This is a genomic window from Clostridium sp. YIM B02569 (assembly GCF_022320765.1).
Lineage (GTDB): Bacteria > Bacillota > Clostridia > Clostridiales > Clostridiaceae > Clostridium > Clostridium beijerinckii.
The window spans coordinates 165,851-180,206 of record NZ_JAKJJX010000010.1 but is presented as its reverse complement, the minus strand read 5'-3'; the positions used below and the strand labels follow the sequence as shown (position 1 = coordinate 180,206).

Here is a 14,356-nt window from a genome sequence, read left to right as displayed (position 1 = left end):
AAGAAGCAGCAAAAGAAATTTCAAAATACAGCTCACTTCCAGCAGTTTGTGGAAGAGTATGTCCACAAGAAAGGCAATGTGAAGGAAGATGTGTTTTAGGAATAAAGGGTGACTCAGTATCTATTGGTAAACTTGAAAGATTTACAGCAGACTGGGCAGCATCACATAATGTTGATTTAAGTGCAACAGAACCTAAAAATGGAATTAAAGTTGCAGTTATAGGAAGTGGTCCTGCAGGACTTACTTGTGCTGGAGATTTAGCTAAAAAAGGATATGAAGTAACTATATTTGAGGCACTTCATAAAGCAGGCGGAGTTTTAGAATATGGAATTCCAGAATTCAGACTTCCAAAAGAAAAAGTAGTTAAAAATGAAGTTGAAAACATTAAGAAACTTGGTGTTAAAATAGAAACTAATGTTATAGTTGGCAGAACTATAACTATAGATCAATTATTTGAAGATGAAGGATTCAAAGCTGTATTTATAGGTTCAGGTGCAGGACTTCCAAGATTCATGGGAATACCAGGAGAAAATGCAAATGGAGTATGCTCAGCAAATGAATTTTTAACAAGAGTAAACTTAATGAAAGCAGCAGTAGAAGGATATGACACTCCAGTTAGATCTGGTAAAAAAGTTGCAGTAGTAGGTGGAGGAAATGTTGCTATGGACGCAGCAAGAACTGCCTTAAGACTTGGATCTGAAAGCCATATAGTTTATAGAAGAGGCGAATCAGAACTTCCAGCAAGAGTAGAAGAAGTACATCATGCTAAGGAAGAGGGAGTAATCTTTGACGTATTAACTAACCCAACAGAAATCTTAGTAGATGAAAATGGATGGGTTAAAGGAATGAAATGTGTAAGAATGGAACTTGGAGAACCAGATGCATCAGGAAGAAGAAGTCCAGTTGAAGTTCCTGGTTCAGAATTTGTTATGGATGTAGACACTGTAATAATGTCACTTGGAACATCACCAAATCCATTAATTTCATCAACAACTCAAGGATTGGAAATTAATAAGAGAAGATGTATTGTAGCTGAAGAAGAAACAGGTCTTACTACTAAAGAAGCAGTTTATGCTGGTGGAGATGCAGTTACAGGAGCAGCAACAGTAATACTTGCTATGGGTGCTGGTAAAAAAGCAGCAAAAGCAATAGATGAGTATTTACAAGGAAAATAAGATCTTCATTAGGTTTCAGTAACTAATAAGATATATACTTAAGCTAATATTTTATATAAAATAAGAGGATATTTGTTTTGAATGGCTAAAAATAAAAGCCATTAGAATAAATATCCTTTTTTATACTCAAATGTAAATTAAATTGTTTTATATACAATGAATTAATATGGTGGAAAATGAATGAAAATGAATTTTTCTTTTGACAAAATGGATGGTAGATAGTAAAATGGTTTTATGTTTGTACATGTGCATATTATTTAAGATTATATATAGAAAATTATATAATAAAAAGTGATACATAATTATATCTATTTTATGTTTATTCAGTTTATATGTAGCAATAAATTATAATAAAAAAGGAAGAAATAATATGAATAAAGCAATGAACTTATTAAAAAGAATTATTTTATTTTTTGTTGGAATGAGTATAATTCAGTTTGGTGTAGCATTATTTTTGAAGACTAATATTGGATCTGATCCATTTACTGTATTTACGCAAGGTTTAGCGTTTGCATTAGATAAAACAGGATTAAAGAATTTTTCTGTAGTTAAGATGATAAGTGGAGCGGATCAGGTAACGCCAGGGGTAGCAAATATGATTATATTGATTGTACTATTTGCTGTTATACTCTTAGTTGAGAGATCGCGTATAAAGATAGGAACTTTAATTTGTGTTGTAGGAGTAGGACCAATTATAGATCTTGGAGTGAAGGTTGTTTCATATTTCCCAGTTGAATCTTATAACTATTTTATAAAGGCATTATTAGTTGTATTTGGATGTTTAATAATTGCAATAGGGTTTGCAGTTTTATCAGCAACAAACGTAGGAGTTGCCCCAAATGATATTGTTCCATTTATAATACAAGATAAGACTAAGGTACAATACCGTTGGATTAGAATAACACTAGATGCTGGATTTTTAATAATAGGATTTATATTAGGAGGAAAAGTTGGTCTTGGTACTGTGATAGCAATGATAACAACTGGACCATTTATACAATTCTGCCTCCCTTATGGAGAAAAGTTTGTAAACTTATTAGTAAATGAAAAAGATGTAGATGCAGGAGAAAGCGTTACAGCTACTGCATAGTTAATTTATAAAAATAAGAGTAAAGTTATGATATTATTTATTGATTAGTTTAGTCTAAAAGAATAGAAATTTAATAAAAAACAGAGGTTTATAAGCAACCTCTGTTTTTTATTGTATATTAATCAAGTTGAAGGATTGGTATAACTTAATTATGAATCAGAATTATTGAGATATAGAATAGTTATAGTTAGCTGAGCTATTGCTATCCCAAGATCCTGAATCATTTTTAAATGCCATATTTAAAGAATAAGCACCAGATGGAATAGTTATAGTTGCGGCCCATCTACCATCAGATTGTTTAGTCATTGTAACATCAGTTGGATTTGTAAAATCATTATATCCCCAATGTAAAATTACTGAAGTTGAATTTGCTGCTAAGTTTCCATTGTAGTATATAGTGGTTGTTTTACTAGCTGTTGGCGCTGGATTAACTTGTACTGGCACAGATGATGAAGAAACTTGTAAGTGCCAATCTTTGCTGGAGTTATTATCCCAGTTGGATCCGTTAGTAAAATCGAAATCTAGTTTTGTAGCTGATGAAGGAATTTTTATAGTTGCTGCCCAGAATCCATCTGAACCTTTAGTCATTGTAACATCTGATGGATTTAAGAAGCCATTATATCCCCAGTGGAGTTTAACCGAACTAGAATTTGCTAAAGAACCACTATAGTATAAAGTAAAACTGTTACCTTGTAGTAAAGTGCTGCTATCATAATCCACTTTATAGCCTGGATGAGGAGCATAAGTAGAAGGTACAGGAGGAGTAGGTATTGATCCATCATTGTAGAGAACAATTACCGAATTAGCAGGAATATTTCCCGAAATTGTTCCGTTTGAAACTGTTAAAGTACAATTAGCACTACCTTTATTAGTATAAGTACCATTTGCTAAATTAGTAGGAGAGTTAATAGAAGTGCTTCCACCATCGTTTACTATTACAGTACCATCTGTTCCTCTATCTATTAACATGGTTGTATTATTGTTTGTCCACCTAATATATTCATTTTTTCCTACCATTGCATTATGGAATTTATTAATTGCTACTATGTCAGCATCCTTCCAAAGATCATCACCCTTGGATCCAATATTGCCAGTAGGTCTGTCAAAGAATAAAGGTGTAGCGCTTGCACGAGCAGCAGCTATAGCCCAGCCAAGTTTTCTTTGAGTATCTGTTAAATTTTTGCTTGATCCATCTTCATAAGTATCATGGGTTTCAACAAAATCGACTGCCTTAGATGAGTCAACGCCACCCAAGGTAGTGCCAAGTGAACTTAAATTTGTTGAGGTAACTGCACTTCTTACCGCTCCGCCATAATTACTTGCAGTAACATTCATAAATGATTCATAAGAGGCAATATTATCTACTGAACCGTCTTGTAGAATTTCGCCATAAATAAATGAATTAGATTTATTATGCAGATTACCTAGAACGTTACTCCAGTAGTTTCCAGCCCAAGATTGATTAGAGTCTAGTCCAATATTAGTTTCAATATGTTTAGCTGCGTCAAAACGGAATCCGTCAGCACCAGCATCTATACATTGATTTAGAAATGTTATTGCTTTGTTTTGGACGGTGGAATTTTGAGTATTTAAATCTGGCATGCCTATACCTTTTTGCGTCACATCATATCTATTAGTCCAATTGCTACATTGTCCTTGGTTATGATATAAATTAGGGTCTTTGAAGCTAGCATCTATACTGGAATCTAGTTGATCCGGATTTCCATTGTTAGCCATATGATTCATTACTACATCTACAACAATTGAAATGCCGTATTTATCAGCCTCAGTACAAAGTGCTTTAAAATCATCGTAGCTTCCAAGCTGTGCATTACCTACAGATTGATTGGTTGGCTGATATAATAACCACCATTGACTTGGATCTTTACTTGAACTTTTTGTTCCTTGTACAGGAGAAACCTGAACCGATTTATATCCTGCTGCCGCTATGTTTGGTAGTTCATTCTTTATAGTTGCAAAAGACCAGTCAAAGGCATGAAGAATAGCTCCATCTTTAGTATTAGATGGTAGGCCAGTACTACTAGCGGCATAAGCTGTAGTTAAAATTCCGTTTGTTCCAAAGCTTGGTATTGAAATTGGAAGTAAGTTTAAACTTAAAAATAAACCTGAAGCAATTAATCTTGATATTATTTTTTTTCTCATTGATACACACTCCTTAACATAGCGCAATCGGTTGCAAAAAATGCAGCAATCTTATATTTATTTGTTTGTACATGCAAAGTAGTAATTATTTCCCCCTCTCTAGTAAGTATTAGTCACGAATAAAATAATGCGTAACTAGAGTTTATATTTTGCACAGTTGCAATCGGTTGCGCAAAACTTAAAAATTTTTATCTTTGAAAATATTAAACTGAATAAATTTTTGTATTAATCTCATAATGATTATTTTGGATTAATATGAAATTTATGTAAATATTATATCATATATGTTTTAAAATTCAATAGGGCAATTTAATTATAAAAATTACCTAATATGGCATATTAATTCTAACATTACATTTTGGTTTTTCTATATCATTATTCTTTAAGTTTATTATTTGAATTTAATTAATTATATATTAACAAGTTGAATACAGTATCTTAATCACTAAACAATAGAGTAAGAAATGTAGTAATTATATAGCGAATATTGAAATATATTTTGAAATGGTGTAAAATTATTACAAATAATGAAATAAGTCGATAAAAAATGACCAGAGTTTATAATGGAGAATAACTATGAATCTATAATTGCAGGATTATTTTATTTAAATTAATTTCTGTACGAAAAATTGGGGATATATTATTAAAAAAGGAAGTGTTATAATGAAAATTCTTATTAATTTAAGTGTTAAGAAGAAACTTGTTTTAGTGTTCTTTGTGATTTGTATTCTTATAGCCGCAATAGGAACAGAAGGAATATTAAGTTCTGCAAAAATAAATGATAATGCAGAGGTCTTGTATAGAAATAATTTAACATCCATTAAAGACTTAGGGGAAATAAAGGGAAATATCAATGATATGAGAGCTACATATAATAGATTAGTTTTCGAAAGAGATAAAACAAAACTAGATGATTATTTAAAGGTTATAAATAATTTGGACATAAAAAATGATAACGGTATGAAAGACTACGGAAGTGTAATTACATTATCAGAAGAAAAACAAACTTATAATAATTTGAAAAATGACTTAGCCAAATATATAGAAGTAAGAGATAAAGCAATTGAATTCGCGAAAAACGGGAATTATGATGAAGCAATTAAAATTAGTAATTCTGATCTAACTACAATTAAAAATTCTTTACTTGAAAATATTCAAAAAAGCATTGATGCGAATGCAAAAGCTGCGGAGCAAGCTAATTTAAACAGTATCGCTCAATTTAAGAGTGTTCGATATACGATATTGATTTTTACAGCAATAGCATTTTTAATCATTCTTTTTATGGCATATATGTTAAGTAAGAATATATTGAATCCGTTAAGAGAGATAAAAGACTTCGCAAAAAGATTATCAACATATGATTTTGCAACTGCAATTACAATTACAAGGGGAGATGAGTTTGGACAAACAGGTGTGGCTTTAAACACTGCACAAGAAAATGTAAGTAGCTTAGTTAAAGTAATTATGGAAAACTCGCAGGATTTAAGTGCAAGCTCAGAAGAACTTTCAGCAACCGTTGAAGAAATATCTTCAAAGGCCAACACCATAGATCAAGCAGTAGATAATATTGCTTCTGCAATGCAAGAATCTAGCGCGACTACTGAGGAAATAAGTGCATCTATTGAAGAAGTAGATTCAAGCGTTAATGTACTTTCTTCTAAAGCTATGGAAGGAAGCAATAATGCAAGTCAGTCTAAGAAAAAATCTATGGAAGTTAAAAATAATAGTCAAAAAGCTATTAATGAAACTAGGAAATTATACATTGAAAAGCAAGAAAAAATGCAAAAAGCCATAGAAGATGGAAAAGTAGTAGAGAGTATAAAAGTTATGGCAGAAACAATTGGAGGCATAGCAGAACAAACAAATTTACTTGCATTAAATGCGGCAATTGAAGCTGCAAGAGCAGGGGAACAAGGAAAAGGATTTGCTGTAGTAGCAGAAGAGGTAAGAAAACTTGCAGAGCAATCATCTGATGCAGTAATAAACATTCAAGATACAATTAATAAAGTTCAGTTAGCATTTAATAGTAGCATCAACACAGGTAGTGATATATTGGAGTTTATAAGCAAAAATGTAGAAGAACAATTTAATGATTATAGTGAAGTGGGTAACAAGTACTATAATGATTCAAACTTTGTAAGTAACATGTCAGAAGAAATTGCTGCTATGTCAGAAGAAATAACAGCTACAGTTGGACAAGTTAGTGAAGCAGTTCAGAATATGGCACAAACATCGCAAAAATCAAGTGAAGGAGCTGAAATGATAAAAGATAGTATGAATGAAACAACAAAAGCTATTGAACAAGTAGCATTAACTGCTCAAGGTCAAGCGGAGCTTGCTCAAAAACTTAATGAAATGGTACAAAAATTTAAGATATAGTAATACTTATTAACTTTAAGAAGAGATAGACTTTAGAAGTTAAATGAAAAATACAAACTAATGATATGATTAGTTATAAAATAAAACTAGGCAATAGAAGGTGAATCATATAAAACATAGAGTGATGTTGAAAATAAATTATCACTTTATGTTTTTTTTGATTAAGAGAAGTTCACATGAAAATATATTGTGAAAATTATTTTTTGAAGATGTTATATTTCATACAATATAGAATATTAAAAAAACCAATGGATATGATGTAATATGTTGAAAGCAGATGAAATAAGTGTAATAATGTAATGGGGATATTTTATCTTTAATTGATTGATTGGAAAAATTAATTAATATTAATGAAAAATGATAAGATAAGTAGGATTTTTAGTTAATTATGAAAAAATACTTTAACTATGTAAAAGAGGGGGAGTTAATATGTCAGTAACAAAAGGATCAGTGATATTTTATGGACTAGATGGTCTTGATAAGAAGGTTAATGATATCATTGAGGTTTTGGATTTAAAAAAACAATCTTTTGAAGTGAAACTTATAATATTTGAAGCCGTTAATAATGCGTATATTCATGGAAATAGTAGTGATAGCAACAAACCAATTTATGTTGATTGGGAATTGAAAGATAATTTACTAAGCGTTATAGTAAAAGATTGTGGGCAAGGATTTGAGAATATAAATTTGCATAAGAAAATAGACGAAGAGAATATATTAGATGAATCAGGTAGAGGCTTGTATATTATAAGTTGTTATACTGATGAACTAATCTTAGACGGAAGTTCTATAATTATGCGTAAGAGTCTTTTATGTGACATATAGATTGATATATGGTTAGTAATTGATACCTAATGAATATTGTACATGCTAGGGAGGCAACTCGATGAAAATTTCTTTGAAGATAAAACTTATGATCACTTTTTTTGTACTCATTTCCTTACCAATGGGGTTACTTGGGTATATATCGTATAGAATGTCCAGCGCATCTATACAAACGGCTGTTCAACAACAATTAAAGGAACAGACTTACGATACATCTAATTTAATAAATAAAACGATAGATTCAACAAAACATTCTTTGGAAGTTGCAAGTTTGAATGGCGATATTATAAAAGCAGTTGAAAATTCAAATACAAGCAATCTAGATACAGCTTCTGAATATATAAGAGCGGTCCAAGAGAAAAATAAAGATTTTATGGAAGTATTAATTATTACAGATGCTTATGGCAAGGTAATTGTAAATACTCAGTCAAAAGAGAATGATATAGATTTAAGTGATAGAGATTATATGAAACAAGTACTTAGTAGCGGTAAGGAAGTTGTTAGTGAAGTATTAACTTCTAGATTTACTGGTAATCCAGCTATTTTTATAGCTTATCCATTGAAGGAAAATGGTAAATTGATTGGTACACTTGTAGGAAGTATAAAGTTTGATAGTATATCAAGTTATGCATCTCAAATAAAAGTTGGTAAAAGTGGATATGCATATATGATTGATAAAACAGGGTTAATTGTTTATCATCCAGATTCAAGTAAAATCCTAAAAGAAAATGCAAATGATAATGCAGGAGAAGATTTAAAAGTTTTAGTTCAGGAAATGAAAGAAGGAAAATCTTCAGAAGGATTCTATACATATGGGAATATATATAAATATGTTGTTTTCCAACCTGTTGGTAACTGGGTGATTGCAGTTACAGCGCAATATGACGAATATATGTCAGCGGCTTTAAGTATAAGGAACTATACAATAATTATTTCTTTAATATCAATCATTATAGCAATGATATGTGCTTATACATATTCAACAATAGGAATAATTAATCCAATTAAGAAACTAGAGAGATTAATGAGATCTGCAGGAGAAGGAGATTTAACTGTTAAGATTGATATACAAAGCAAAGATGAAATTGAGGAACTTGGAAAATCATTCAATGAAATGATAAAGCATCAAGATCGAATAGTAAGAAATGTAACTAACGCAGCAGAACAGTTGAATGCAGCATCAGAAGAAATGGCAGCTTCTTCAGAAGAAATAAGTGCCGCAACTGAAGAAATAAGTGCTACAGTTAATCAAGTGGCGCAAGATGCAGAAAAACAAAACGAATCTATAGTTGATGTTTCAAAAGTGTTGGTTCAGCTTTCAAGTCTTGTTCAATTAGCTCAAAGTAGAGCTAAAGCTACAAGTTCAAATGCAGCTAATACAATGTCAGCAGCTGATCTTGGAAGAGAAAAAGTTGAGGAAACTGTAAAGGCAATGGATATTATAAGTAAAGGCAGTGAAGAAACTTCGCAGGCATTAGAATCTTTAAGTGGATTATCGAATAAAGTAGATGGTATTATAAACATAATAAATTCTATTGCAGAGCAGACTAATCTTTTAGCATTGAATGCAGCTATAGAGGCTGCTAGAGCAGGGGAGCATGGGAAGGGATTTAGTGTAGTTGCAGATGAGGTTCGTAAATTATCCGAAGAATCAAATGATAGGGCAAGAGAGATTGCTGTACTAGTTAGTGAAATGGTAAAGCAAACACAGAATGCTGTAATAGCAATGGAAAGATCTAAGTCAGAAGTAAACAATGGAGTAAAAATAGTATCGGAAACAGATAAAGCATTTGTAGATATAATTAATGCAATAGAAAATATAGTTAAACATGTCACTGAGATACTTGATATTACTGGTGATGAAGTAGCATCGTCTGATAAGGTAATTGGGCTTATAAATGATATAGCAACAGTAACAGAAAGCAATGCGTCAAATAGTGAAAATGTATCTTCGGCAGCAGAAGAACAAGCTAGTGCAATTAATAATTTAACAGCTACAGCACAGGAAACAAGCGCTATGGCAGAAGAATTAACTAAACTTGTGGAAAGATTTAAAATATGAGGTGATAATTGATGGAAATAAGTATACCAAAAGACTTTGTTGTTGATGAAGTCGCAAATTTTAGAGTAAAAGTAAATAAATTAATAGATGAAGGACAAAAGAATTTTATATTCAATTTTAATGATTGTAATTTTATAGATAGTACAGGACTTGGTGCATTAGTAGCTGTTTATAAAAAATGCGCTGAAAAGAATGGAAGTATAAAATTAAAAGGACTAAAGCCAGAAGTTGAGAAGTTATTTAAATTAACAAGGTTAGATAAGGTATTTGAAATTTGTCCGTAAAAATATCTGGAGTTTTTATGAAGTGAAATTCAGATAGAAAGGACTTTCGATTGTATGCGTGAGGGTAAAGAAAGTATAAAAACATTAGATGAAAGCGTAGAAATAAGTCAAAGTAATTACAAAGAAATTTGGGACAAGGTAAATGAGTTAGTGTTTGTAATTGAGATTAGCAAGGAATTTGTTCCAAAGAACTTTATAGATTTTAATAATAAAGTTTGTAGTAAATTGGGTTATTCTAGAGAGGAACTTATTAAAATTTTACCTTCAAATGTTTTGAACTTAACTAATATAGAAGATAAGATTAGTATATTTGAAAATTTAAGTAATAAGAGAGTATGCGATAAAATAGAGCTTACATTAAAAGCAAAGGATGAAAAACGTATTTACGCTAAATCTAATATATCTATATTTAGTCATGAAGAAAAAGATTTTGCTTTAGTAATTGCAACTGATATTACTGAATACAAAATATTAGAAGAAGAGCTTAAAGGAATATTAAATGGAATACCTGATGTAATAAAAGTATACAATACAGATTATACTATATCTTTTTTTAATGAAGCAGGGTATGAGTTTTATAATAAAACCTCAGAAGAAATAAAGGGAAAAATGTGTTATGAGGTGCTATCTAGAAACGAAAAATGCTTAGATTGTTCTTTTGAAGAAGTAGTGGCGACTAAGAAAATGCTATCGCGTGAAAGATATATTCCAGAATTAAATAAATTTATGGATGTATGCTATAATCCGGTGTTAGATAAAAATGGAGAATTATTATTTATTGTTGAGAGGCTTAGAGACATAACAGAGAAAAAAATGCTTGATAACATAACTAAAGATAGCAGGGAACGATATAAACAAATAATTGATAATTCACCCGATGCTGTAATTATTATAGTAGACAATAAAATTGCTTTAGCTAATAATGAAGCCTGTAATTTGTTTGCAACGCTTTATGATGATTTGATTGGGAGTAATGTATATAGACATTTTGAAGACAAATATAAAAAGGCTTTGCATAAAGTATTTAGAAATATAATATCTGAACGAAAAATGAAAGAAATTTATGATTATGACTTCTACGTTCCAAATAATAAATTAATAAATGTTCAAGTTTCATATAGCTACATATTATACGAAGGTAACCAAGCCATATTGGCAGCAATAAGGGATATTACTGAAATGAAGCGAGATATAAAGAAAGCTGCTGAGTTACAAAGGAGTACGCTTCAAAAAGAATTTCCTGCTCAAAAATTTATTGATACTATGAGTGTGTATATGCCAGCCCATACAATTAGTGGGGATTTCTATAGAATTTATGAAATAAACGAAGACTTTATTATTGGAATGATAATTGATGTTAGAGGTAAGGGGATATCGGCAGCTCTAAATATTTCTGCATTTGATATTTTGTGTTTTCAAGAAGTTAATAAGGGTCACCATGATCCAATGGAGATAGTAAAAAATTTAAATAAGAAGTTAGTAAAATATTACGAAGAAAATTATGTTGCTGTATGTTGTTTTAGCATGGATTTTAATAGTAATGAGCTTAGAGTAGTTGGAGCGGGAATTAATCAATTTCTTTTTCAAAAAAAAGGAGAAAGTTTAGAAGAGAAGATTGTAGAAGGATCTTTTCTAGGTATGTTTGATAATAGTGAATTCTGTGAGCAAACGATCTTTTTTGAATCAGGAGATAAAATTTTCTTTTTTACTGATGGATTAGATTTTATTCTAGAAGAGGATAAAGTTATACAGGAATATATGAGGGATGCAAGCATATTTGAATTTAAGAATTACTTAGATGATTTCTTAAGTGATAGTATTTTAGAGAGTGGAAAATTAAAAGATGATTGTACAATGGTTGCAATAGAAATAAAGTAAATTAAGATTTATTGATTTATATCAAAGGATAAAATTTATAATAAATATTATCCTTTGATTATTAATTTAAAACTTAAAATTTGTAAAATTTTTTAATAAAAGTATTTAATGATTTTAAGTTATAATACAGGATTTTTTGATTGTTGATTCTAACTAAGTAACAATGTACCAGTTGACACTTAGCATCTATTAAGTTAGAATAGGTTATACAAGATGAACATTTCTTTGAAAACAAAATATGTTATTAAACCATCTTTAACTTGGGGGCGTTTTGGCTTCGACGGGGGTAAGAAGGGTTTGTTAAGCGAGTCGAGGGACGCATGGAGCCTCGTTAAAAAAGTATGCACTAAATGTAAACGCAGAAGATAATTTTGCATTAGCAGCTTAGTTTAATAGCTGTTCATCAGCCCAGGTTGCCTACGGCTTGGATCACTGGTGTCATTAAAGTGGGAAACGAAGCCTAGCAAAGCTTTGAGCTAGAGGGGTATTCATGAAGCTACTGAGAAGTATAGCCTGTCTAAGGGCGATACTTTGAGGGAATTTTAAAACTTAGACTGCACTCGGAGAAAGATAAATCAATCTACTTTCGGACACGGGTTCGACACCCGTCGCCTCCACCATAAATGCCTAGGTTTACGGCTATTTGACATCCTTTTTGACATCCGAACGTTTTACAATAGAGTCAAGGATATCTGCTGACTTAGTTTTCATATTAGATAATACATGTTGATATTTTTTAGTCATATTTGTATCTGAATGACCTAATCTTTCGGCCGCTTCTTTATCGCTTATACCGTTTTTAAGCATCATAGTTGCATTGAAATGTCTTAAGTCGTGGAAACGAGTATGAGGAAGACCAGCATTTTTTAACATTCTAGAAAATCTTTTGCTATAATTACCGCCATTCTCTGCAGTCCCATCTTTTTTAGGGTAAACAAATCCTACGTTTTTATATAAAGAAAGCCTTTCTATTACATATTTAGGGGCAATAATTTCCCTATATGATGTTCTGGTTTTTGTATTCTTCTCTATAACATCGCCATTTACATGTACATATGCCTTTCTTATGTAAATTATTCTCTTATCAAAATTTATATCATTCCAAGTTAAACCCATAATTTCAGAAACTCTCAATCCACATAATCCTGCTAATAAAACTGGAATTTCCTCTTTTGTATCAATAACTAGATCTAATAAAGAGTTAAATTCATCCTCATTGTATATATAATATTCATATTTATTTATATCATTTGGAATTTTAATTCCTTCACAGGGATTATTTTTTAAAGTTTTATTAAGTATTGCATATTTAAATACGCCACCTATATCTGAAAGTAAATTTCGGCATGTTTTTTGGGAATGTGTTTTAGAAAATTCATTTATCATTTCTTGGATGTGAATTGGGAGTATCTTGGACATAATAGCATCACCTATATGTTTACAGGCATACGTAAATATACTTATTTTGTATCCGTTCAAAGTGGTGGGAGATAAATTTATACAATAAGTATCTAGCCAAATTTGTGCAAATTCTGTAAAAGTTATTTTGCTTGGATTTAAAACACCATCATTTTCTATTTCTTCAATTAATGCATTTAATTTTTTTCTACACTCTTGACGTGTAGTTGCATAAACATATTTCCTAACTCTTTTTTTTGTTAATGTAGGAACGTCAACAACTCCCTGCCAACGTCCATCTTTGCGTTTTGTAACAGAGCCTTCCATACTTATCACCTTTCTTTTTCATATAGATATGTAATATATTTAATAGCATCTTTTTTTGATTCTTCCGATAATTTAGAAAACATATTAATTAGGCTTTCTTCATCAGAATTAACATCCTCACCACATAAATATTCAATAGTTACATTAAAATATTTAGCTATATTATGAACTAAAACTAAATCAGGATCACGTTTGCCAGTTTCATAACGTGAGATTGTTGCATTGCTAGTTCCAACTATTTCTCCTAATGCACGTGTACTTAACCCATGTTCTTCTCTTAATTTTTTTAATCTCTTTGCAAAAATTTCTAAACTTACCTGTTTCATTATTGATATCCTTTCTTGTGTTTACTATACAATATATAATATTATAAGTGTTACCAAAATGCAATACAAATGTACAAAAAAAAACAAAAAAACTTCAAAAAAGTATTGACTTGGTGCCTGAATAGAAATATACTGATACCAAGAAGTAACAAAAGGAGGTAAACAATATATGATAAAAGATTTAATATATGCAAATGACAATATAAAATTACTACTAAAATATAAAAATTGGACTCAATTAACTCTTTCTAAAAAAACAGGAATGACATCCGTTACTTTGCAAAGAAGATTAAACAGCAAAATACCAAAATGGACAATGTTAGAAGCTTCAAGTATTGCAAAAGCATTCGGCTTATCAGTCGAAGAAATTTTTTTTAATCCTATGGTACCAAAGTGTAACAAAGAAGAAAAAAACACTATCAATTAATTAATTTGCTTAAGTTAAAACC

The 14,356-nt window shown here is 30.6% G+C and carries 11 protein-coding genes and 1 other RNA gene; 9 read left to right on the top strand and 3 right to left on the bottom strand.

Features of this window, described 5'->3' with window-relative positions; translation table 11 throughout:
- Together gltA and L3B96_RS11175 are read left to right on the top strand one after the other, a co-directional pair.
- Window positions 1–1,175: NADPH-dependent glutamate synthase (gene gltA, locus L3B96_RS11180; protein ID WP_238860944.1), on the top strand; the 1,175-nt coding region annotated here is incomplete at its 5' end.
- Window positions 1,176–1,545: 370 nt separating this feature from the next.
- Window positions 1,546–2,265, top strand: a complete 720-nt coding sequence (locus tag L3B96_RS11175; protein ID WP_077304281.1) for a hypothetical protein — start codon at window positions 1,546–1,548, stop codon at window positions 2,263–2,265.
- A gap of 162 nt (window positions 2,266–2,427) precedes the next feature.
- Here L3B96_RS11175 and L3B96_RS11170 read toward each other — a convergent pair whose 3' ends face one another.
- Entirely contained in the window at window positions 2,428–4,428 is a 2,001-nt protein-coding gene (locus L3B96_RS11170) for a carbohydrate-binding protein (protein ID WP_238860942.1), read from the bottom strand.
- Window positions 4,429–5,091: 663 nt separating this feature from the next.
- Here L3B96_RS11170 and L3B96_RS11165 point away from each other — a divergent pair.
- The 6 genes from L3B96_RS11165 to ssrA all read left to right on the top strand — a co-directional run bounded on the left by L3B96_RS11165 (window position 5,092) and on the right by ssrA (window position 12,476).
- Window positions 5,092–6,807, top strand: coding sequence for a methyl-accepting chemotaxis protein (locus tag L3B96_RS11165; RefSeq protein ID WP_238860939.1), 1,716 nt, complete (start codon window positions 5,092–5,094; stop codon window positions 6,805–6,807).
- 429 nt (window positions 6,808–7,236) lie between these two features.
- Complete coding sequence (locus L3B96_RS11160) at window positions 7,237–7,632, top strand: ATP-binding protein (protein ID WP_238860937.1); 396 nt, start codon at window positions 7,237–7,239, stop codon at window positions 7,630–7,632.
- Between the two features lie 61 nt (window positions 7,633–7,693).
- Window positions 7,694–9,694: a methyl-accepting chemotaxis protein gene (locus L3B96_RS11155; protein ID WP_238860934.1), complete on the top strand. Its 2,001-nt coding sequence runs from the start codon at window positions 7,694–7,696 to the stop codon at window positions 9,692–9,694.
- 11 nt (window positions 9,695–9,705) lie between these two features.
- Window positions 9,706–9,978: an STAS domain-containing protein gene (locus L3B96_RS11150; protein WP_011968016.1), complete on the top strand. Its 273-nt coding sequence runs from the start codon at window positions 9,706–9,708 to the stop codon at window positions 9,976–9,978.
- Window positions 9,979–10,032: 54 nt separating this feature from the next.
- Window positions 10,033–11,856 carry a PAS domain-containing protein gene (locus L3B96_RS11145; protein WP_173711287.1) on the top strand — a complete coding sequence of 608 codons (1,824 nt, stop codon included), beginning with the start codon at window positions 10,033–10,035 and terminating at the stop codon, window positions 11,854–11,856.
- Between the two features lie 262 nt (window positions 11,857–12,118).
- Window positions 12,119–12,476, top strand: a transfer-messenger RNA (tmRNA) gene (gene ssrA, locus L3B96_RS11140).
- 19 nt (window positions 12,477–12,495) lie between these two features.
- On the opposite strand, the gene L3B96_RS11135 is transcribed toward ssrA, so the two are convergent.
- On the bottom strand, window positions 12,496–13,581 hold the full coding sequence (locus L3B96_RS11135; RefSeq protein WP_238860933.1) for a site-specific integrase: 1,086 nt from the start codon (window positions 13,579–13,581) through the stop codon (window positions 12,496–12,498).
- A gap of 5 nt (window positions 13,582–13,586) precedes the next feature.
- A complete protein-coding gene (locus L3B96_RS11130) occupies window positions 13,587–13,907 on the bottom strand; it encodes a helix-turn-helix transcriptional regulator (RefSeq protein WP_238860931.1) in 321 nt (106 codons plus the stop codon).
- Between the two features lie 169 nt (window positions 13,908–14,076).
- Between L3B96_RS11130 and L3B96_RS11125 the strand changes: the two genes are divergently transcribed.
- Window positions 14,077–14,334 (top strand): helix-turn-helix transcriptional regulator, encoded by a 258-nt coding sequence (locus L3B96_RS11125; RefSeq protein ID WP_238860929.1) that lies wholly within the window; start codon window positions 14,077–14,079, stop codon window positions 14,332–14,334.
- Window positions 14,335–14,356: the final 22 nt, after the last annotated feature.

Coding starts and splice junctions, on each gene's coding strand:
- L3B96_RS11175 (WP_077304281.1), top strand. CDS start 1,546: ATGAATAAAGCAATGAACTTATTAAAAAGAATTATTTTATTTTTTGTT.
- L3B96_RS11170 (WP_238860942.1), bottom strand. CDS start 4,428: ATGAGAAAAAAAATAATATCAAGATTAATTGCTTCAGGTTTATTTTTA.
- L3B96_RS11165 (WP_238860939.1), top strand. CDS start 5,092: ATGAAAATTCTTATTAATTTAAGTGTTAAGAAGAAACTTGTTTTAGTG.
- L3B96_RS11160 (WP_238860937.1), top strand. CDS start 7,237: ATGTCAGTAACAAAAGGATCAGTGATATTTTATGGACTAGATGGTCTT.
- L3B96_RS11155 (WP_238860934.1), top strand. CDS start 7,694: ATGAAAATTTCTTTGAAGATAAAACTTATGATCACTTTTTTTGTACTC.
- L3B96_RS11150 (WP_011968016.1), top strand. CDS start 9,706: ATGGAAATAAGTATACCAAAAGACTTTGTTGTTGATGAAGTCGCAAAT.
- L3B96_RS11145 (WP_173711287.1), top strand. CDS start 10,033: ATGCGTGAGGGTAAAGAAAGTATAAAAACATTAGATGAAAGCGTAGAA.
- L3B96_RS11135 (WP_238860933.1), bottom strand. CDS start 13,581: ATGGAAGGCTCTGTTACAAAACGCAAAGATGGACGTTGGCAGGGAGTT.
- L3B96_RS11130 (WP_238860931.1), bottom strand. CDS start 13,907: ATGAAACAGGTAAGTTTAGAAATTTTTGCAAAGAGATTAAAAAAATTA.
- L3B96_RS11125 (WP_238860929.1), top strand. CDS start 14,077: ATGATAAAAGATTTAATATATGCAAATGACAATATAAAATTACTACTA.